Below are 18,856 nucleotides of genomic sequence, written 5' to 3' on the forward strand. Positions count from 1 at the left end.
TAGGCCTCCCGCCCCGTTTTCCCACGCATTGGGTGCGTGAGGGCTGCTTTGCGAACCCTAATCAAGGCTCGCATCACCCCCGGAGAGAGACGCAGGCTGCCCCCGCCTCACCTGACGTCTGTCCTGCTTTTGTCCGAATGACGATAGTCCGCGGCCGGTCACTCCGCCTTGCCGGGCGCGACGTGGATCACTTACGGCGCCGGACGGAACGGAACCGTATGCTCCCGCCGTACTACCGTCTGAAGCCGTCGACGGTACGGCGGAGGGGTCTGGGGAAATGGTCGGTTTCCTACGAGGGCGGGCGCGTCGGCGCGTACTCTCGGTCGTTCTGGCATTACTCGCCACCCAGATCGGCTCGCTCGTCGCCCCGGCCTACGCGTGCGGCTGCGGCGCCCTGATCCCGGACACCGACCGGCGGGTCGGCGTGTCGCGCGAGGTGTCCGTCGTGCGCTGGGACGGCACCCAGGAACAGATCGTGATGCGGCTGACGGTGGACGGCGACAGCGACCGGGCCGCCTGGGTCATGCCGGTACCCCGCCGGGCGACCGTCAAGCTCGGCGACCCGGCCCTCTTCGACGAGCTGGACGCGGCCACCGCGCCGGTGCACCGCACGCGCCACCACTTCTGGCCCCAGGACGGCGACTGGCCGCTCGTCTCCGGCGACGGCGGCCCCGACACCGGCGCACCACCACCGGGCGCCGGGGTCGGCGCCGAGCCGCCCGTGAGCGTGGTCGGCCGCCAGAAGCTCGGCCCCTTCGACGTGGCCCGGCTGACCGCGACCGATCCGAACGCGCTGGGCAGCTGGCTGGACACCAACGGCTTCGCCCTCCCGCCCCGCCTCACCACCGCCCTCGAGCCCTACGTCCAGGACCGCTGGGAGTACGTGGCGGTGCGACTGGCCCCCGAGACCTCCGGCACCGCCCTGCGCGGCGCCCTGGACCCGCTGCACCTCACCTTCTCCGCCGACAAGCCGGTCTACCCGATGCGGCTGTCCCGCCTCGCGCGGACCCCGCAGTCGCTGGGCCTGTACGTCCTGGCCCCGCACCGCATGGAGCCCGCCTCCGGGATCGGCGGGGAGCGGCCCCGGGTCACCTTCGCCGGCCGGGTGACCGCGAAGTCCGGCCCGCTCGCCGAGCTGGCGCGGGGCACACCGTTCCTGACCGCCGTGGGCCAGGAGTTCCCGGCCCCGGCCCTGATCGACGGCGACCACGTGCTGCGCCGGACGGCGTCCGACACCACGTTCCAGCAGGTGATCTACGAGGACCGGCTGCGGAAGGTGGCCGGGATCCCGGCATGGCTGCTGACGGTCGTCGGCGGTCTCGCGCTGCTCGTCACGGCCGCGGTCCTGCTCGCCGTACGGCGCTCCCGGCGCCCGGTGATCCCACCGAAGCCGCTGCAGCCACCCCGACCGGTCAACTAGCCACCCGAAAGGCACAGTTCGCATGAGCGAGTCGAAGATCTGGGACGACGTCGACGACTACTTCACCACCCACCTCACGCCCGACGACGAAGTGCTGGCCGCCGCCTTGCGCGACAGCGAGGCTGCCGGGCTCCCGCAGATCGCCGTCGCCGCCCCGCAGGCCAAGCTCCTCCAGCTGTTCGCCCAGATCCAGGGCGCCCGGAACATCCTGGAGATCGGCACCCTCGGCGGCTACAGCACCATCTGGCTGGCCCGCGCGCTGCCCGCCGACGGCCGGCTGGTCTCGCTGGAGTACAACCCCCGGCACGCCGAGGTCGCGACCCGCAACATCGCGCGGGCCGGCCTCGACAAGCTCGTGGAGATCCGGGTCGGCCCGGCCCTGGAGTCGCTGCCCCGGCTGGCCGACGAGGCTCCGGCCCCCTTCGACCTCGTCTTCGTCGACGCCGACAAGGACAACAACCCGCACTACCTGGAGTGGGCCCTCGAACTGACCCGCCCGGGCAGCCTGATCATCGTCGACAACGTCGTACGCGGGGGCCGCGTCGCCGACTCCGGCAGCACCGCCCCGGACGTCACCGGGACCCGGGCCGCGATCGAACTGATCGGCTCCCACCCGAGGTTGAGCGGCACGGCGATCCAGACGGTGGGCAGCAAGGGCTACGACGGCTTCGCGTTGGCGCGGGTGCTGGCGTAGCCCTTGCTGCGGGGCCCGTGAAGATCAAGCCTCGTGGTAGAAACCCACGTTGACGGTACGGGGGGCGGTGCGGTCCCGGATGACGATCTCGCCGTTGCCGCCCCTGGGCAGCGGGATGCTCCCGCCGTAGACGAGCGGCTGCGCGTACTGGCCGACCACCAGGTGCACCTCGGAGGACGGTTCGGGCTGCGAGCCCTGGAGCCAGGTGACCTGCCAGCCGCCCTCGGGGCCGCACAGGAACTCCAGATGGACCCGGGAGACGAACAGCCAGTCGTCGGGCGTCGAGAGACGGCACACGGACTTGTCGCGGCCCACTCGCAGCACGGCGCCCGGATCACTGGGCGCGTCGGCCATCTGCATGCCGGCCGTGGCACCCTCCTCCGCCGCGGATACGGCGGCCATGGTGAGTTCGAGCACGTGCGCTCCCTTGTGCAGTTGCTGAAATGTCCCTGTGCAATTGTGCTTGCACAGCGGCCGCATGATAAATCGCCCGGCCATTCCGCGTCCGGCACAATGGACTCATGACCGAGCGAAAGCCACCTGGCGTCCCGTTCGAGTCCTGGGTCGACAAGCAGATCCAAGACGCGCAGGGCCGCGGCGACTTCGACCGACTCCCCGGCGTGGGCGAGCCCCTGCCCGCCGATCTCGACACCCCGTACGACGAACTCTGGTGGATCAGGCGCAAGATGGCCCGCGAGGGTCTCGCCGTGCTGCCGCCCGCACTGGCCCTGCGCAAAGAGGCCGAGGACACCCTCGCCGCCGCGTTCGCGGCACCCTCGGAGCGGATCGTCCGGAAGCTGATCACGGACGTCAACGTCAAGATCCGCGAGATGATGTTCAGGCCGCCGCCCGGCCCCCCGCTCGGAAAAAAGCCGTACGACGTCGAGGACGTCGTACGGCAGTGGCGGGAACGCCGCGCGGCGGCGGGTAGGTCAGAGGTGCAGTAGCCGGTCCGCCAGCTCGCGGTAGTCGCGCAGGGCGAGGCGGAGCTGCTCGGTGTCGCCCGCGTTCGCGTGCTTGTCCTCGCCGTCCTGCCAGGACGTGCGCAGGGTGCGACGGCGCTGCGTCAGGGCGTCCGTGACACGGGAGGCGACCTCCTCCATCACGTGGTCGGCCTCCTCGACGGCGTTCCGGGGCCCGTCGACGAAACCGGCGACCGCGTGCTGGAGCCGCAGCGAGAGCTTGTCGCACTCGTCGTGCGGGAGCAGCCGGCCGCGCTGGGAACCCTCGCCCTTGGTCGCCGCCTCGTGCCCGGCGGGACCGGCGACGAGGGGTGACCGCGAGCCGTCGCCCTTCTCGGGCCGCTCGGTCCGCTCGGCACCGGAGGTGTCGCGCGTGTCGTGGCCCGCCACGAGAGGGGCGCTCTCCTGGCCCTCGGGGCCCTTGGAGCGGTCGCCCTGGGGGGCGTTCGACTGGCCGCCCGTCACATAGGCACGCCCTGCCGGGCCCTCGCCCGCCGTCTTCTCGCCGCGCCGTGCGCCGTCGGCGCCCTGGCCGGTCGTCGCATCCGTCATGTCACTCAACTCCCCTTCGCGTGACGCCGGGTGGATGCCCACGGCAGATGGCCGCGGCTGTCGGTGCGGGCGGGTCGGCTCCCGCCGTCGGTTGCCTCGTGCTCGGGTGTGTTCTCCGCCCGCCCGGCCGTCCGGGACGACTCCCGGTGCCGGCCGTTGTGGCCCACCAGGTCCTCGAACAGGGACCGGGCCTCGACCATGGCCTCGCGCATCTCCTCGGTGCCGGCCCGGGCGCCGTCCTGTGTCTCGTCCCCGCGCAGATGGGCGGCTTGGTGCACACGCCGGTAGCCGTGCACATGGTCCGCGTGGTGCACGGACAGTGCGGCGACCTGCTCGTCGTACTGCCCGCCGTCCGGGAACCCCTTGACCCCGGCGAGGTCGGCGAGCAGCCGGTCCGCCTCGGCCACGGCCTCCCGCGGCGAATCGACGAAGCGCTCCTGGGCTGCCGTCCAGCGGGCCTCGTACTGCTGGCGCTGCGCCGGCTCCAGCGGCCGCTCGCGCAGCGAACCGTGCCGCTCGACACGTTCGGCGAGCTCCCGCTCGGCAGCCTGTGGGTCCCCGTCGTGCAGGGACACGGCCCGGTCGTACTCGGGTCCGAAGCGCCGCTTCAGACTCCGGCCGCGCTGCGGCCCCCGAGCACGCCGGGCAAGAACGGCCGCCACGGCAATGACGGCCACAACGATCACGATCAGAGCGATGATCAGGCCTGTTGACATGGCTCCCGGGTAGCCCCGAACAGGGGCCTCAAACCGCCAGTAATTCGCTTGCGGTCGCCACGGCGCACATCCGGAGAATGAGCCGCATGACTTCCTGGACCGTGGCCCCCGAGCCCTACGACTCCCCCGTCGCCGCCGCGCTCTGGCGGGCGTACTACACGGAGGTCAGCGACCGCTACTACCTCCTGCACGAGGGGCGGCGCACCGAGCCGGAGGAGCTGGAGCGGGAGGTCACCCGCGCGGACTGGTCCGCACTCACCCCGCCGAAAGGGCGGCTGCTGGTGGCCCGGTACGACGGTGAGCCCGCCGGCACCGCGGGCGTACGCCTACTGGACGTCGACACCGCCGAGCTGAAGCGCGTGTACGTCCGCGAGGAACTCCGCGGCAAGGGCGGCGGCCCGCTCCTCGTCCGCGCCGCCGAGGACACCGCCCGCGAGCTGGGCGCCGGCCGCCTGATCCTCGACACCCGAAACGACCTCACCGAGGCCCGCACCCTGTACGCCCGCCTCGGCTACGTGGAGACCGAACCGCACAACGACGACCAGTACGCGGAGCACTGGTTCACCAAGAGGCTGTAGGGGGCACGGCTGACGGTCGTGAAAGGGGTCAACCGAGGTGTTTCGTCGAGCCGTTGTGGGGTTGTTCGCGGTCCGAGCCGCAGAGTTCGGCGTTGAGGTCCTTCACGAGGCGGTTCAGGTCCGTGGGGCGGTCCGGGCCCCACCAGTCGCCGAGAAGCTCCGCCAGGGACTCCTCGCGGGCCTGGGCGAGGCGGTCGGCGACCTCGTGGCCGGTGTCGGTGAGGACGAGGTCGAGGCCGTCGCGGCGGGCCAGGCTCCGTTCCTCGACCTGGCGGGCGGCGGCCATGATGACGTGCAGCGGAACGGAGCTGCGTTCGGCGAGGAGGGCCGGCTCCACCCAGCCGTACTTCTTGATCCGCAGCAGCAGCCAGCTCGCGCCCGGCAGCAGGTCGTACCCCGCCCGTTCGGTGATCGTCCGGTAGATCTCCCGCCGCCCCTCCCGCGTACCGAGCACCGACAGCGCCCGGCACACCTCGTCGTACGACGACCGCTCCACCGGATTGCTGGCCAGCGTCTCGGTGAGGTCCGGCGCCGTGACCGAGCCGCGCAGCCGGTCCTCCTTGAGGAACCAGGCCAGCACGAAGCCGACGAGCGCGACCGGCGCGGCGTACAGGAAGACGTCGGTGATGGACGAGGCGTACGCGTGCACCGCGGGCGGCTGGAGCGCGCCCGGCAGCTCCGAGATGCCCCGCGGGTCGGACTCCAGCGCGTCCACCGAGGCGCCCGGCGGGAGTTCGGCGCCGCGGAAGGCGGCGGTGAGCTTTTCGCCGAGGCGGTTCGCGAAGACCGTGCCGAAGATGGCGACGCCGAAGGAGGCTCCGATGGACCGGAAGAAGGTCGCGCCGGAGGTGGCGACGCCCAGATCCTCGTACGAGACCGCGTTCTGCACGATGAGGACCAGCACCTGCATCACCAGGCCCAGACCCAGACCGAACACGAAGAAGTACGTGCTCATCTCCCCGGTCGAGCTGTTCTCGTCCAGTCGGTGGAGCAGGAGCAGACCGATGGTGGTGACACCGGTACCCGCGACCGGGAACACCTTCCAGCGTCCGGTACGGCTGACGATCTGCCCGGACGCGGTCGACGACAGCAGCAGTCCGGCCACCATCGGCAGCATGTGCACACCGGACATGGTCGGGCTGACGCCCTGCACGACCTGGAGGAACGTCGGCAGGTACGTCATCGCGCCGAACATCGCGAAGCCCACGATGAAGCTGATGACCGCGGAGAGCGTGAACGTGCGGATGCGGAAGAGCTTGAGCGGGAGGACGGGTTCGGCCGCTCTCCGTTCCACGGCGACGAACGCCACGGCGAGCACGACGCCGAGCACCGCCAGGCCGATGATCTGCGGCGAGCCCCAGCCCCAGGTGGTGCCGCCGAGGGACGCCACCAGGACCAGGCAGGTCGCGACGGAGGCGATGAGGAAGGTGCCGAGGTAGTCGATGACGTGCTGCGTCGCCTTGCGCGGGATGCGGAGCACGGTGGCGATGACGGCGAGGGCCACGACGCCTACGGGGAGGTTGATGTAGAAGACCCAGCGCCAGCTGAGGTGCTCGGTGAACAGCCCGCCGAGGAGCGGGCCGAGGACACTGGTCGCCCCGAAGACCGCGCCGAACAGTCCCTGGTACCGCCCGCGTTCACGCGGCGAGACGATGTCGCCGACGATCGCCATCGACAGCACCATGAGCCCACCGCCGCCGAGCCCCTGCAGCGCCCGGAACGCGATCAGCTGCGGCATGTTCTGCGCCATGCCGCACAGCGCCGAGCCGATCAGAAAAATCACGATCGCGGTCTGGAACAGCTTCTTCCGGCCGTACTGGTCGCCGAGCTTGCCCCATAGCGGGGTCGCGGCGGTCGAGGCGAGCAGATACGCCGTGACCACCCACGACAGGTGCTCGAGGCCCCCGAGGTCGCTGACGATGGTGGGCAGCGCGGTGGAGACGATGGTCTGGTCCAGGGCGGCGAGCAGCATGCCGAGGAGCAGGGCGCCGATCGAGACGAGGACGTTGCCGGACACGTGGGGGTCCTGCGCCTGGCCTCGTACCGCGCCGGGCGTCTGGCCGGGTGTTCCGTCCCCGGCTTGGTCCCCTGCTCCGTCTCGAGGGTCTCGCACATCCCCCGTCATACCGTCCGCATCCGCGGCCATGAAGACCTCCCGACGGTCTCGTTACATCTCCATCGTGGTCGGTGTGACCGTTTATGGCCTGTTGAGTCCTGGTGGAAGCCGGTATTCCGGGGGCTTATGGGTCGGGAGTGTGGAGGGGGTCTGCATAATCTCTGGAGTTCGCGAGGGGAGGGACGAACACATGGCGGAATCGAATGGCCATCTGTGCCCGGAGTGCGGGGCACCGAGAGGGACCGACAACACGCCGTCGTGCGGGTGCACGCAACGGGCGTCCGACGCCCTGCGCGATGCGCGTACGGCGGAGGCGGCCGCGGCGGAGGACTTCGACCCGCTGCGCATACGTCCCTACGTGGAGCTGGAGGGGGAGGCGTCGGCCGGGGCGGCCGATGTGACGATGCCGTTGCGTGCCGTGCCGGGCCCGGCGCCCACCACGAGGGACCTGAGCCTGTTCGAGGGGGCAGGCCGGGAAGGCGAGGGCGCCGACGTCGACGGCCTCACCGACTTCGACGACTTCGACGACGACCCGCGCCGACGCCCCCGCCGCACGGTCCTGCTGGGCGCGGCGGGCGGGCTCGTCGGGGTGATCGCGGCGGCCGGGCTGGCGAGCGGGCTGTTCTCGTACGACACGCCCACCCGGAACGGAGCGTTGCCGGAGGAGGTACGGGCGAGCGTCCCGGACGCGCCACCGACAACGGGAGCGGCATCCCAATCCCCGACCACGACGGCACCCCGCCCCACCACGACGCCCCCGTCGGCGTCCACCAGCCCGTCACCACCGCCGTCCCCGTCCCCAACCCCGACAAGCGCCTCCCCGACCCCGTCCCGCTCAACGGCCCCCACGCCCTCCCCCACAACCTCAACCACAGCCGACGACTCCTCCGACGCCCGCGAAAGCACACCCCCGGTGCTACGCCGCGGCTCCGAGGGCGACGAGGTCACCGAACTGGAACTCCGCCTCACCCAACTGGGCCTCTACACCCGCAAGGCGAGCGGCCACTACAACGAGGGCGTCGAGGACGCGGTTTCCCGGTACCAGTGGGCACGGGGAATCCAGGCGACCGAGTACGGGGTGTACGACCTGGCGACCCGAGAACGACTGGAGTCGGAGACACAGGAGCCGTGAGCGTCTGACGGCGAGTGGGTGGATGCCTGCGGCGGCCCGTCGCGGTCCGGTGGGGTTCGCGTCGCGCATGACGGTTCGTCGGGGGTCGGTGCCGCACCGGGGGGTGTCCGTCCTCGGTCGGGCGGTGCTGTGTGCTGGGGCTGCACCGTTGGTCGGTCGCCCGACGCTGCGGGCGGACACCCCCCGGTACGTCCCCTGCTCGCCGTTGCGCAAGCGCGGGCGGTGCCCCGCCGGGCGCCACAGGAGACGGCTCTACGGACCGGCCGGTCCGGCGTCAGAGGACGGGGGCAGCCATCCCGATCCCGTGTCATTCAGCCCGCCCGGCGTTCGGCAACGAGGGCCTGTCGCCCCGATCCCCCACCCACCCACAGGCGGCTCCGCCCCTCGACGCCGGTCCAGGTCTTTCAGCCCGTCCGGCGTTTGAGGACGAGGCCCTTTGGGGCCGATGGGGGTCCAGGGGGCGGAGCCCCCTGGGGGCGGGGTCGAAGGGGCAGCGGCCCCTGGAGGATGGGACGGGTAGGGGCGGCGGGGGCGAAAAAGGCCCCAGGCCGGCCCAGGCACCGGCCTAGCGGACGTACAGCCGTATCGTCCCGTCCGCCGTGGGCTCCACACGGACCTGGGTCAGGTCACGGACGACCACGTCCGGGTCGTAGACGTCGGCCCGCGACCCGACGCCGACCACACGCATCCCGGCAGCGCGCCCCGCAGCGATCCCCGCCCCGGAGTCCTCGAAGACGATGCAGTCCTCCGGCGCCAGCCCCAACTCCGCGGCCCCCTTCAGAAAGCCCTCCGGATCCGGCTTGCTGGCGCCCACGGACTCGGCTGTGATCCGAATGTCCGGCAGTCGCAGACCGGCCGCAGCCATCCGCGCCGTGGAGAGGTCGACATCCGCCGAGGTCACCAGCGCATGCGGCACACCACGCAAGGACGCCAGAAACTCCGACGCCCCCGGTATCTCCACCACGCCCTCCATGTCCGCCGTCTCCTCGGCAAGCATCACCGCATTGTCCGCGTGGTTCTGCTCCATCGGCCGGTCCGGCAGCAGCAACGCCATCGACGCGTACCCCTGCCGCCCATGGACGACCTTCATGACCTCGTCGCCGTCCAACCCGTGCCGCGACGCCCACCGCCGCCAGCAGCGCTCGACGACGACATCGGAGTTCACAAGGGTGCCGTCCATGTCGAGCAGGAGGGCGCGGGCGGTCAGCACGGTGGGCACGGCGGTGGCCGTCATCGGCAGCTCCAAGGCGCGGGGACCGGGGGTGACCCGGAGGGACAAGGCGGCCCCCACCCGCCGGTCAGGGAAAACGGGCGGGGAGCCACTTTGTTTCTCTACGGTACAAAACCGGGCCCGCTTTGCGCCAGCGCATCCCGAAACTGTTCACTCACCGTTCAGCTCACCCGGTGACCGCCTCCCACAGACTCCACAGCCCGAGCCCGAGCATCAGCAGCGCCGCCATCTTCGTGATCAACCGCAACGGCACCCGCTTCATCAGCGCCTTTCCACCGACGATGCCCAACCCGGCCACCGCCCAGAGCGCGAGCACCGCACCGAGACCGACGGAGAGCGGATCGTCGTAGCGGGCGGCCAGATTCGCCGTCATGATCTGCGTCAGGTCGCCGAACTCCGCGACCAGGATGAGCATGAAGCCGGCTCCCGCGACCTTCCAGAAGGACTGGTTCTCCGGGCGACGGATCTCGTCCTCGTCCTCGTCCTTCTTCATCAGCAGCACCGCGGCACCGCCCAGGAAGAGGACGCCTGTGATCGCGTGCACGATCTGCTGCGGCAAGAGCGTGAGCACGCTGCCCGCCGCCACGGCCAGCGCCACATGGAGGGCGAAGGCCGCCGCCACGCCCGCGAAGACGTACGACGCGCGATAGCGGGTGCCCAGGACCAGACCCGCCAGCGCGGTCTTGTCCGGCAACTCTGCGAGGAAGACGACGCCGAAGACGACGGCCATCACGGTGAAGCTGATCAAGGTTCCTCAATCGGTCGGGGCTGCCCCACCGAGAGTGTTACTGCGACACGACACCTCGGCACGGCAGCACACAGTCAGTGCACTACTGGCCGAAGGTCTCGCTGGCCGGTCACGGATGACCTGCCTCCGGGCGCCGGCTCAGACGAGCTGAGCAGTATGTCGACGGTCCGGCGAAGAGCTACTCCCCTTCAACTCCGTCAATCATACGAGATCGTTTCGCCGTAAACCTTGTCGTGTCATGTACGCGTCACTAACTTCTAACCCAACGCACACCTCCCCGCAACGCGGAGCCGCGAGAGTTCCCTCGCTCGCGCTCCAACACCCCCACCCCTCAAAGGGAGTTCGCATGGCGAAGTTCTACGCGCGTCGACGGCTCAGCATACTCGCGGCGCTCACCGGTCTCATAGCCTCGGTCGGACTTTTCAACGGTCCGACCGCCTCCGCCGCCCTCCCCACCCCGGTCAGCGCCGCCACCGCCCGCACCTACCTCGCCTCCCTCACCGTGGCGACGGAGGACCGCACCGGCTACGACCGCGACCTGTTCAACCACTGGATCACCATCTCCGGCACCTGCAACACCCGTGAGACGGTCCTGAAGCGGGACGGTACGAACGTCGTCACCAGCTCCGCCTGCGCCGCCACCAGCGGCACCTGGTACTCCCCCTACGACGGCGCCACCTGGACCGCCGCCTCCGACCTGGACATCGACCACCTGGTGCCGCTGGCCGAGGCCTGGGACTCCGGCGCCGACAGCTGGACCTCCACCAAGCGCCAGAACTTCGCCAACGACCTGACCCGTCCGCAGCTCATCGCCGTCACGGACAACGTCAACCAGGCCAAGAGCGACCAGGACCCGGCCGAGTGGATGCCGTCGGTCACCTCGTACCGCTGCACCTACGTCCGCGCCTGGGTCCAGGTGAAGTACTACTACGACCTGTCCGTGGACTCCGCGGAGAAGAGCGCGCTCACCAGCTACCTGGCCAGCTGCTGACGATTCAGTGACGGAACCTCCCCGCCGGCCTCCGTCGTTCCGTACCGTACGGGGCGACGGAGGAGGATCACGTGGCCGGACTTCGGTTGGGACCGCTGCTCAGGTATGCCGACGGCTCGTCCGCGACCGTATGGGTCGAGGCGAGCCGTCCGTGCGCCGCCGAGGTGCGCTGCGCGGGCGGGGCGGGCGGTAAGACCCAGACCTTTCAGGTCTCAGGCCATCACTACGCCCTGGTTCCGGTCACCGGTCTGACGCCGGGGACCTCGTCGTCGTACGAGGTCCTGCTCGACGGAGTACGCGTGTGGCCGCTGCCCGACTCCCCGTTCCCGGACTCCGTCATCCGCACGCCGGCCGACGGCGACACCGTCCGCGTCGCCTTCGGGTCCTGCCGCTGGGCCGCTCCTCCCCACGGCGAGCCGGATCCCGTCGGCCAGGACGCCCTGGACACCCTGGCGGCCCGGATCGCGACCGACCCGGACCGTGAACGGCCCGACGTGCTGCTGCTGTTGGGCGATCAGGTCTACGCCGACGAGACGTCCCCCGCGACCCGCCGCTGGCTCGCCGCGCGCCGGGATCTGAGCGATCCGCCGGGCAGCGAGGTCGCGGACTACGAGGAGTACACCCACCTCTACTACGAGTCCTGGCTCGATCCCGAGATCCGGTGGCTGCTGTCCACCGTGCCCAGTTGCATGATCTTCGACGATCACGACGTGATCGATGACTGGAACACCTCCGCCTCCTGGGTGGAGGACATGCGGGCCACCCCGTGGTGGCGGGAGCGGGTGCTGAGCGGGCTGATGTCGTACTGGGTGCATCAGCACCTCGGGAACCTGTCCCCGGCGGAGCTCGACTCCGACCCGCTCTACGCCGCCCTGCGCGAAACCCCGGACGGTACCGACGAGTTGCGCGCCTTCGCCTGCAGGGCCGACGTCGATCCGGCCTCCGTGCGCTGGAGTTACCGGCGGGACTTCGGGCGCGTGCGGCTCGTGATGGTCGACAGCCGGGCGGCGCGGGTCCTCGACGAGGAGAACCGGTCGATGCTCGACCCCGGTGAGGCGCGATGGGTGCGCGAGCAGGTGCTGGACGGGCCGGGGTCGTACGACCATCTCCTGATCGGGACCTCGCTGCCCTGGCTGCTGCCGCATCTGGTGCACGACGCCGAGGCGTGGAACGCGGCGCTGTGCCGGGGTGAACGCGGGGCGCGCTGGGCGCGGTTCGGGGAGGATCTGCGGCGGCGGGCGGACCTGGAGCACTGGGCGGCGTTCCCGGCGTCCTTCGAGGCGCTGGTGGAGCTCATCGCGGAGGCGGGATCGGGCCCTGACGCGCCGGCGACGGTGTGCGTGCTGTCGGGCGACGTCCATCACGCGTACATCGCCGAGCCGAGGTGGCCGGAGGGGAGCGGGCCCGATGCGCGGGTGCTGCAGTTGACCTGCTCCCCCGTCCACAACTCCATCCCGCTTTCGATACGCCTCGGCTTCCGCTTCGGGTGGAGCGCGGTGGGCCGCTTTCTCGGGCGCCGGTTCGCCGGACACGGAGCCTGTCCCCAGCCGTCGGTGGACTGGCGGCGGACGGGCGGCCCCTGGTTCGGCAACCAGCTCATGACGCTGGCCATGCGCGGGCGTTCGGCAGAACTGCGGCTGGAGCAGGCGCGAGCCGTGCGGGGCGGGAAGGCGCGGCTGACCGTGGTGTCGGAGTCGGTGCTGAGCGAGAAGTGACCGGGCTGTGCACAAGTGAGCCTTGAGAAGGGCGAGTTGGGCACAGTTGCATCTTCAGCAGGCATGCAATCGAACATATGCTCACTCGACCTTGGGCCCCCACATACGGCCCAACTGCTCGAAGGACAAGCCTTGTTGAAGAAGATCAGCATCTCGCTCGGCGCCGCCGGAGCGGGCGTCCTCCTCATGGCCGTACCGGCCCACGCCACCTGGTACCCGACGGGATGGCCGCAGCACGCGTACACCTCCGACAACGCGGGCGAGGGTGCCTTCCAGGCCGAGGGCGACTGGATCATGGCGAACGACATCGGGGAGGACCACAAGAGCGCCGTCACCCGCTGGGAGACCAACTACGGCCGCGAGGGCGAGTGCAAGGCGACCGGCGGCGCGTTCACCGGCCGCGAGGAGTGCAACTACAACTTCGACGAGGACTACAAGGTCCGGATCAAGGTGTGTCTGCGCAACTACTCCAACGACATCGGCTGGGAGAACTGTTCGACCTGGACCCCGTGGCTCTCCATCGCCACCGGCAACGCGTAATCCGGGGTACCTGACGCCCGGCCGGCGTGCGGCAGGCATGATGAGGCGGACCGTCCGCTTCCGGTGGGCGGTCTGCTGCCAAGCGCCCCCACACGCCCGGGAGTCCCCGTTTTGTCCGCACCGACCACGGCCTGTGCGCCCGTCTCCGTCGCCGTGGTCGGTGCCGGACCGCGCGGGACCAGCGTCCTGGAACGCCTCTGTGCCTCCGCGCCGGAACTGCTCCCGCCCGGCGCCCGGCTCACCGTCCACGTGGTCGACCCGGCACCGCCCGGCGCCGGCCGCGTCTGGCGCACCGCGCAGCCGGCGGACCTCCTGATGAACACCGTGGCCTGTCAGGTGACCCTGTTCACCGACGAGAGCGTCGACTGCTCCGGACCCGTCCGCCCCGGCCCCAGCCTGCACGAGTGGGCGGCCGGCGAGCTGGGCCCGGACGAGTATCCGACCCGTGCCCACTACGGCCGTTATCTGGAGTGGGTGTTCGCCCGCACGGTGCGCGAGGCGCCGCCCGGCGTCCGGATACGGACGCACACGGCCCGTGCGCTACGGCTCGACGACGCCCCCGACGGCCGTCAGGTCCTCACCCTCGACGACGGCCGTGAACTGACCGGCCTGTCCGCCGTCGTCCTCGCCCAGGGCCATCTGCCGACCGCCCCCGACGCGGCGCAGCGGACCATCTCGTCGTACGCCGAGAATCACGGCCTGCTCCATGTCCCGCCCGCCAACCCGGCCGACGTCGACCTCTCCCCCGTCTCCCCGGGCGAACCGGTGCTGTTGCGCGGCCTCGGCCTCAACTTCTTCGATCACACCGCCCTGTTGACGACCGGCCGCGGCGGCCGTTTCGTGCGTGATCGGCGCGGGCTGCGGTATGTCCCCTCCGGCCGCGAGCCCCGTCTGTACGCCGGGTCCCGGCGCGGCGTCCCCTACCAGGCCCGTGGCGACAACGCGAAGGGGCCGTACGGCCGTCACACCCCGCTCGTCCTGACGCCGGAGGTCATAGCGGGCTTCCGCAAGCGTGCCGACTCGGGTGAGGCGCCCGACTTCCTCGCCGAGATATGGCCGTTGGTGGCGAAGGAGGTGGAGACGGTCTACTACGCGGCGCTCGTACGGCGACCGGACCTCGCCGACCGCTTCCTCGCCGTCCCCCACCGCGACCCCCAAGAGGCGCTGATCCTCGACGAGTTCGGGATCCCGGACGCCGACCGCTGGAGCTGGGACCGGATCTCCCGCCCGTACACGGGACGCGCCTTCACCCACCCCGGCCGCTGGCGCGAGTGGCTGCTGGCGCATCTGCGCGAGGACGCCGCGCAGGCCGCCCTCGGCAACGCGGACGGCCCGCTCAAGGCAGCCCTCGACGTGCTGCGCGACCTGCGCAACGAACTCCGGCTGACCGTCGACCACGGCGGCATCGCCGGCGCCTCCCGCCGGGACCACCTCGACCGCTGGTACACCCCGCTCAACGCCTTCCTGTCCATCGGCCCGCCCCGGCGCCGGATCGAGGAGCTGGTGGCACTGATGGAGGCGGGTGTGGTGGAGGTGCTCGGGCCGCGCCTGGAGGTCCGGGCGGAGGACGGGGCCTGGGTGGCGCACTCGCCCGACGTCCACGGGTCCGGCGTACGCGTGACGACGCTCATAGAGGCACGGCTTCCAGAACCGAATCTGCGGCGCACGGCCGACGGTCTCCTCGCCCGGCTGCTGAAGACCGGACAGTGCCGGCCGCACTCGGTCGACGGATACGAGACCGGCGGACTGGACGTGACACCCCGCCCATATCGCCTGATCGACCGTCAAGGACACGCGCACACAAGGCGGTTCGCGTTCGGGGTGCCGACGGAGGGTGTGCACTGGGTGACCGCGGCGGGCGCGCGTCCGGGTGTGGATTCGGTCACGCTTTCGGACGCCGACGCGGTGGCGCGAGCGGCTCTACGTGCGACTACAGCAGGAACGGAAGGCCAAACGGAAGCAAAGCCGTGGCCAAATGTTGAACTTGTAAGTATCGATTAGTCCGACCTAACGTGGGGGTGCTCGCTCGGTTCCGTCCCCCGACCGGTCCACCCCAGGGACCGGCCCGACCGTAGGAGTACCCCCCACATGACCGGACGCCTCAACAGCGCCCAGCCGTACGTCCTCGGCCTGTTCCGCATCGTCGTCGGACTGCTCTTCACCAGCCACGGCGCCGTCGCGCTCTTCGGAGTGCTCGGCGGCGCGGACGGCAAGGGCGGCACCGTCGAGCTGGGCACCTGGCCCGGCTGGTACGCGGCCGTGATCGAGCTCGTCGGCGGCTCCCTCGTCCTGATCGGCCTGGGCACCCGCTTCGCCGCGTTCATCGCCTCGGGCGCAATGGCCTACGCCTACTTCAAGGTGCACCAGCCGAACGCCCTGTGGCCGATCGAGAACAGCGGTGAGGGCGCGGCGATGTTCTGCTGGGCCTTCCTGCTGCTGGTCTTCACCGGCTCCGGCGCCTTCGGGCTCGACCGGCTGTTCCAGAAGCGCTCGGCCGCCGCCGAGCGGCCGGCCTCGGACCGGGCACCCGTGGCCGCCTGAGCCACACCCGCACCCGACGGCGCCCGTCCCCGCGTGGGGGCGGGCGCCGATACGTGTCGGCCGGGTGAACATGCTGTGCCGAACACACGCGCCCCCCATGAATCTCCTGTCACACCTCGGGCGTACGCTGTAGGGCTGTTACGGGGGAAAACGGGGAGTGACGGTGTTCGAGAGTCTCGGGAGTATGGGCGTGCTGACCGGCAGCCCAGGAATCATCTACGCGATGGTGGCCGCGTCAGTGCTGCTGGACGTGTTCCTGCCGGTCCTGCCGAGCGGCGTTCTGGTCATCACGGCCGCCACGGCCGCGGCGGCGGGCACCGGAGCGGCGACCGGCAAGGTCCCCGGCGAGGTTCCCGACCTCCTGCTGCTCACCGTGGTCGCCGCGACGGCCTCGGTGCTCGGCGATCTGGTCGCGTACCGGCTGGCCTGGCGCGGCGGCGCCCGCCTGGACCGGGCCATCGCCCGCTCCCGCCGCCTCACCTCGGCGCAGGAACGTCTCGGCTCCGCCCTCGCCCGCGGCGGCGGCCCCCTGGTCGTCCTCGCCCGCTTCGCCCCGGCCGGCCGCTCGGTCGTCTCCTTCGTCGCGGGCGCCGCCCACCGCCGAGTCCGGGAGTTCCTCCCCTGGTCCGCCCTCGCGGGCCTGGCCTGGGCGGCGTACAGCGTCGCCCTCGGCTACTACGGCGCCCAGTGGCTGGGCACGACATGGCTGGCGACCGGCGTCTCGGTACTGGCCCTGTCCGCCGCGGGAGCCGGAGCGGCATTCGTGATGCGCCGCCGGCCGGCATAGCGCCGCGCGCCCGCCGGCTCACGGCGTGAGGGATCGGCGGACGTGGGACGGATCTGCCGATTGCCGGGCCGTCGACGGCCCGGCTGACCGGCTACCCGGCGCGTTGTGCGGTGGTGCCTCGGACCTCCAGGTCGGCCAGTAGCTCGGCCGTGGCCTCGGCCACCGCGGCTACCGCCCGCTCGAAGACCTCCTTGTTGTGTGCGGCCGGCGCCCGGAAGCCGGACACCTTCCGTACGTACTGGAGGGCGGCGGCGCGGATCTCGTCATCCGTCGCCTCCTCGGGCAACGCGGGCGGGCGAAGGGTCTTGATGCTGCGGCACATACCCCCAGTCTCGCCCCGACCGGGGAATAGCGCCGGGCGTCCGCGGAATTGTGTGGAGCATGACGACAGTGGAGATCTCTTACGTCGGCGGCCCGACCGCCGTTCTGTCTCTCGGGGGCCTGCGTCTCCTCACCGACCCGACCTTCGACGCGCCCGGTGAGTACCCCATCGGCTCCCGCGCGCTGGTGAAGACGACGGGCCCGGCGCTCACGGCGGCGGACCTCGGCGCGGTGGACGCCGTGCTGCTCTCCCACGACCAGCACCCCGACAACCTGGACGGCGCGGGCCGCGCCTACCTCGCCGGTGTCCCCCTCGTCCTGTCGACCGCCTCCGCCCACGAGCGCCTGGGCGCCCCCGTCCGCGCCCTGCCCGCGTGGGAGAGCGTGGAGGTGGGCGGCGTACGCGTCACCGCCGTCCCCGCCCTGCACGGACCCGAGGGCTCCGAACCCTTCGTCGGCGAGGTCACCGGCTTCGTACTGTCCGGGGAGGGACTGCCCAAGGTGTACGTCAGCGGCGACAACGCCTCCCTCGACCGGGTCCGGGAGATCGCCGACCGCGAGGGCCCCTTCGACGTGGCGCTGCTGTTCGCGGGCGCGGCACGCACTCCCCTCGTACCGGACGCGACCCTGACCCTGACCAGCGAGCAGGCGGCCGAGGCGACGACGATCCTGGGCGCCCGGCATGTCGTACCGCTGCACTTCGAGCACTGGGGCCACTTCACACAGGACGGACCGACGCTGACGAAGGCCTTCGCGGAGGCCGGACTGACGGAGCGACTGCACCTGTTGGCGCCCGGGGAGTCCGTACGGCTCTGACGTCTGCGATGATCCGTTCCGAGGCGGCCACCACTCAAGGGGCCGACCGACGAAGGGACTTCGTCTGATGACGCACGACGAGAAACTGACCGTGGCCGTGCTGGGCCCGGGCGGCATCGGCGGCCTGCTCGCCGGACTGCTGTCGCGGGCCGGGCACCGGGTGATCTGCCTGGCCGGGGACGAGACGGCCGCGACCCTGCGGGCCTCCGGGATCCGGGTCCGCAGCGGTCTGTTCGGGGACTTCACGGCCGAGGTGGAGGCGGACACCGAGCTGCGGGTACCGGTGGACGTCTGCCTGGTCGCGGTGAAGCACACTGCGCTCGAGGCCGCCCTGGACCGCGTTCCGCCGGCGGCGCTGGGCGATGCGCTCCTGGTGCCGTTCCTGAACGGTGTGGAGCATCCGGCGACGCTGCGGACCCGCTATCGCGAGGACGTGGTGGCCCCGGCGGTGATCCGTGTGGAGTCGACGCGGGTGGCACCGGGGGACATCGTGCACGGCAGCCCGTTCGCGGAGATCGACCTGACCGGCGACGGGGTGGCGAAGGAGCGCCTGGAGACGCTGGCGGGCGCTCTGGGCTCTGCCGGTCCGACCACCCGGGTGCTGCCGGACGAGACGGCGGCACTGTGGGCCAAGATGTCGTTCCTGGCCCCGCTCGCCCTCCTCACCACGCGGTACGCCCTCCCCCTGGGCGACGTACGCACCCGCCACCGCGAGGAGCTGACGGCACTCGTCGAGGAGACCGCCGCGGTGAGCCGCGCCTCGGGCGCCGCGACGGACCCGGCCCAGGCCCTGGCCCGCTACGACGCGTTCCCCCCGCAGACCAAGTCCTCCATGCAACGCGACGCCGAGGCCGGCCGCCCCCTCGAACTGGACGCGATCGGCGACGCGTTGCTCCGCGCGGCGGCCCACCACGGGGTACCGGTACCGGTGGCGACGCGCCTGGTACGGGAGTTGAGGGAAGCCGGTCACTGACGCTGGGGGCGCGGGGCCGTTTC

The 18,856-nt window shown here is 71.3% G+C and carries 20 protein-coding genes; 13 read left to right on the forward strand and 7 right to left on the reverse strand.

Annotated features, from left to right (window positions below):
- Window positions 1-277 precede the first annotated feature (277 nt).
- Complete coding sequence (locus tag OHU89_RS16370) at window positions 278-1,420, forward strand: DUF2330 domain-containing protein (RefSeq protein WP_405643587.1); 1,143 nt, start codon at window positions 278-280, stop codon at window positions 1,418-1,420.
- A gap of 22 nt (window positions 1,421-1,442) precedes the next feature.
- Window positions 1,443-2,114 (forward strand): O-methyltransferase, encoded by a 672-nt coding sequence (locus OHU89_RS16375; protein WP_405643590.1) that lies wholly within the window; start codon window positions 1,443-1,445, stop codon window positions 2,112-2,114.
- 24 nt (window positions 2,115-2,138) lie between these two features.
- On the opposite strand, the gene OHU89_RS16380 is transcribed toward OHU89_RS16375, so the two are convergent.
- On the reverse strand, window positions 2,139-2,531 hold the full coding sequence (locus OHU89_RS16380; protein ID WP_266893126.1) for a hypothetical protein: 393 nt from the start codon (window positions 2,529-2,531) through the stop codon (window positions 2,139-2,141).
- A 104-nt stretch (window positions 2,532-2,635) separates the two neighbouring features.
- On the opposite strand from OHU89_RS16380, the gene OHU89_RS16385 reads away from it, so the two are divergent.
- A complete protein-coding gene (locus tag OHU89_RS16385) occupies window positions 2,636-3,061 on the forward strand; it encodes a DUF1992 domain-containing protein (RefSeq protein ID WP_307031520.1) in 426 nt (141 codons plus the stop codon).
- On the opposite strand, the gene OHU89_RS16390 is transcribed toward OHU89_RS16385, so the two are convergent.
- Both OHU89_RS16390 and OHU89_RS16395 read right to left on the reverse strand, forming a co-directional pair.
- Window positions 3,047-3,628 (reverse strand): hypothetical protein, encoded by a 582-nt coding sequence (locus OHU89_RS16390; protein ID WP_405643594.1) that lies wholly within the window; start codon window positions 3,626-3,628, stop codon window positions 3,047-3,049. The two genes, OHU89_RS16385 and OHU89_RS16390, sit on opposite strands and share 15 nt — an antisense overlap.
- Before the next feature lie 5 nt (window positions 3,629-3,633).
- Entirely contained in the window at window positions 3,634-4,344 is a 711-nt protein-coding gene (locus tag OHU89_RS16395) for a hypothetical protein (RefSeq protein ID WP_405643597.1), read from the reverse strand.
- A 77-nt stretch (window positions 4,345-4,421) separates the two neighbouring features.
- On the opposite strand from OHU89_RS16395, the gene OHU89_RS16400 reads away from it, so the two are divergent.
- Entirely contained in the window at window positions 4,422-4,922 is a 501-nt protein-coding gene (locus OHU89_RS16400; RefSeq protein WP_405643600.1) for a GNAT family N-acetyltransferase, read from the forward strand.
- Between the two features lie 28 nt (window positions 4,923-4,950).
- On the opposite strand, the gene OHU89_RS16405 is transcribed toward OHU89_RS16400, so the two are convergent.
- Window positions 4,951-7,068, reverse strand: a complete 2,118-nt coding sequence (locus tag OHU89_RS16405; protein WP_405643603.1) for a DHA2 family efflux MFS transporter permease subunit — start codon at window positions 7,066-7,068, stop codon at window positions 4,951-4,953.
- Window positions 7,069-7,228: 160 nt separating this feature from the next.
- Here OHU89_RS16405 and OHU89_RS16410 point away from each other — a divergent pair, with 160 nt between their 5' ends.
- Window positions 7,229-8,170, forward strand: a complete 942-nt coding sequence (locus tag OHU89_RS16410; RefSeq protein ID WP_405643605.1) for a peptidoglycan-binding domain-containing protein — start codon at window positions 7,229-7,231, stop codon at window positions 8,168-8,170.
- Window positions 8,171-8,735: 565 nt separating this feature from the next.
- Here the strand turns inward: OHU89_RS16410 and OHU89_RS16415 are convergent.
- Entirely contained in the window at window positions 8,736-9,404 is a 669-nt protein-coding gene (locus tag OHU89_RS16415; RefSeq protein WP_405643608.1) for an HAD-IA family hydrolase, read from the reverse strand.
- Between the two features lie 163 nt (window positions 9,405-9,567).
- The gene (locus tag OHU89_RS16420) at window positions 9,568-10,149 is read right to left on the reverse strand and encodes a TMEM165/GDT1 family protein (RefSeq protein WP_405643610.1); all 582 of its coding nucleotides are present in this window, start codon (window positions 10,147-10,149) and stop codon (window positions 9,568-9,570) included.
- Between the two features lie 346 nt (window positions 10,150-10,495).
- Between OHU89_RS16420 and OHU89_RS16425 the strand changes: the two genes are divergently transcribed.
- The 6 genes from OHU89_RS16425 to OHU89_RS16450 all read left to right on the forward strand — a co-directional run bounded on the left by OHU89_RS16425 (window position 10,496) and on the right by OHU89_RS16450 (window position 16,723).
- Window positions 10,496-11,140 (forward strand): HNH endonuclease family protein, encoded by a 645-nt coding sequence (locus OHU89_RS16425; protein ID WP_405643613.1) that lies wholly within the window; start codon window positions 10,496-10,498, stop codon window positions 11,138-11,140.
- A 71-nt stretch (window positions 11,141-11,211) separates the two neighbouring features.
- Window positions 11,212-12,855, forward strand: a complete 1,644-nt coding sequence (locus OHU89_RS16430; protein WP_405643615.1) for an alkaline phosphatase D family protein — start codon at window positions 11,212-11,214, stop codon at window positions 12,853-12,855.
- Window positions 12,856-12,990: 135 nt separating this feature from the next.
- Window positions 12,991-13,395, forward strand: coding sequence for a hypothetical protein (locus OHU89_RS16435; protein ID WP_405643617.1), 405 nt, complete (start codon window positions 12,991-12,993; stop codon window positions 13,393-13,395).
- Window positions 13,396-13,506: 111 nt separating this feature from the next.
- On the forward strand, window positions 13,507-15,396 hold the full coding sequence (locus OHU89_RS16440; RefSeq protein WP_405643619.1) for an FAD/NAD(P)-binding protein: 1,890 nt from the start codon (window positions 13,507-13,509) through the stop codon (window positions 15,394-15,396).
- Window positions 15,397-15,483: 87 nt separating this feature from the next.
- Complete coding sequence (locus OHU89_RS16445; RefSeq protein WP_266893098.1) at window positions 15,484-15,936, forward strand: DoxX family protein; 453 nt, start codon at window positions 15,484-15,486, stop codon at window positions 15,934-15,936.
- Between the two features lie 184 nt (window positions 15,937-16,120).
- On the forward strand, window positions 16,121-16,723 hold the full coding sequence (locus OHU89_RS16450; protein WP_405654517.1) for a DedA family protein: 603 nt from the start codon (window positions 16,121-16,123) through the stop codon (window positions 16,721-16,723).
- A 91-nt stretch (window positions 16,724-16,814) separates the two neighbouring features.
- On the opposite strand, the gene OHU89_RS16455 is transcribed toward OHU89_RS16450, so the two are convergent.
- Complete coding sequence (locus tag OHU89_RS16455) at window positions 16,815-17,045, reverse strand: DUF2277 domain-containing protein (protein ID WP_405643621.1); 231 nt, start codon at window positions 17,043-17,045, stop codon at window positions 16,815-16,817.
- Window positions 17,046-17,104: 59 nt separating this feature from the next.
- On the opposite strand from OHU89_RS16455, the gene OHU89_RS16460 reads away from it, so the two are divergent.
- Both OHU89_RS16460 and OHU89_RS16465 read left to right on the forward strand, forming a co-directional pair.
- On the forward strand, window positions 17,105-17,860 hold the full coding sequence (locus tag OHU89_RS16460) for an MBL fold metallo-hydrolase (RefSeq protein ID WP_405643624.1): 756 nt from the start codon (window positions 17,105-17,107) through the stop codon (window positions 17,858-17,860).
- Between the two features lie 67 nt (window positions 17,861-17,927).
- Entirely contained in the window at window positions 17,928-18,833 is a 906-nt protein-coding gene (locus OHU89_RS16465) for a ketopantoate reductase family protein (protein WP_405643627.1), read from the forward strand.
- The last annotated feature ends 23 nt before the right edge of the window (window positions 18,834-18,856 follow it).

The organism is Streptomyces sp. NBC_00019, from assembly GCF_045041015.1.
Taxonomy (GTDB): Bacteria; Actinomycetota; Actinomycetes; order Streptomycetales; family Streptomycetaceae; genus Streptomyces.

Bases quoted from the DNA above. Each gene is read 5' to 3' on its own strand.
- OHU89_RS16370 (WP_405643587.1), top strand. From the start codon at position 278: ATGGTCGGTTTCCTACGAGGGCGGGCGCGTCGGCGCGTACTCTCGGTC.
- OHU89_RS16375 (WP_405643590.1), top strand. From the start codon at position 1,443: ATGAGCGAGTCGAAGATCTGGGACGACGTCGACGACTACTTCACCACC.
- OHU89_RS16385 (WP_307031520.1), top strand. From the start codon at position 2,636: ATGACCGAGCGAAAGCCACCTGGCGTCCCGTTCGAGTCCTGGGTCGAC.
- OHU89_RS16390 (WP_405643594.1), bottom strand. From the start codon at position 3,628: ATGACGGATGCGACGACCGGCCAGGGCGCCGACGGCGCACGGCGCGGC.
- OHU89_RS16395 (WP_405643597.1), bottom strand. From the start codon at position 4,344: ATGTCAACAGGCCTGATCATCGCTCTGATCGTGATCGTTGTGGCCGTC.
- OHU89_RS16400 (WP_405643600.1), top strand. From the start codon at position 4,422: ATGAGCCGCATGACTTCCTGGACCGTGGCCCCCGAGCCCTACGACTCC.
- OHU89_RS16405 (WP_405643603.1), bottom strand. From the start codon at position 7,068: ATGGCCGCGGATGCGGACGGTATGACGGGGGATGTGCGAGACCCTCGA.
- OHU89_RS16410 (WP_405643605.1), top strand. From the start codon at position 7,229: ATGGCGGAATCGAATGGCCATCTGTGCCCGGAGTGCGGGGCACCGAGA.
- OHU89_RS16415 (WP_405643608.1), bottom strand. From the start codon at position 9,404: ATGACGGCCACCGCCGTGCCCACCGTGCTGACCGCCCGCGCCCTCCTG.
- OHU89_RS16425 (WP_405643613.1), top strand. From the start codon at position 10,496: ATGGCGAAGTTCTACGCGCGTCGACGGCTCAGCATACTCGCGGCGCTC.
- OHU89_RS16445 (WP_266893098.1), top strand. From the start codon at position 15,484: ATGACCGGACGCCTCAACAGCGCCCAGCCGTACGTCCTCGGCCTGTTC.
- OHU89_RS16450 (WP_405654517.1), top strand. From the start codon at position 16,121: ATGGGCGTGCTGACCGGCAGCCCAGGAATCATCTACGCGATGGTGGCC.
- OHU89_RS16455 (WP_405643621.1), bottom strand. From the start codon at position 17,045: ATGTGCCGCAGCATCAAGACCCTTCGCCCGCCCGCGTTGCCCGAGGAG.
- OHU89_RS16460 (WP_405643624.1), top strand. From the start codon at position 17,105: ATGACGACAGTGGAGATCTCTTACGTCGGCGGCCCGACCGCCGTTCTG.
- OHU89_RS16465 (WP_405643627.1), top strand. From the start codon at position 17,928: ATGACGCACGACGAGAAACTGACCGTGGCCGTGCTGGGCCCGGGCGGC.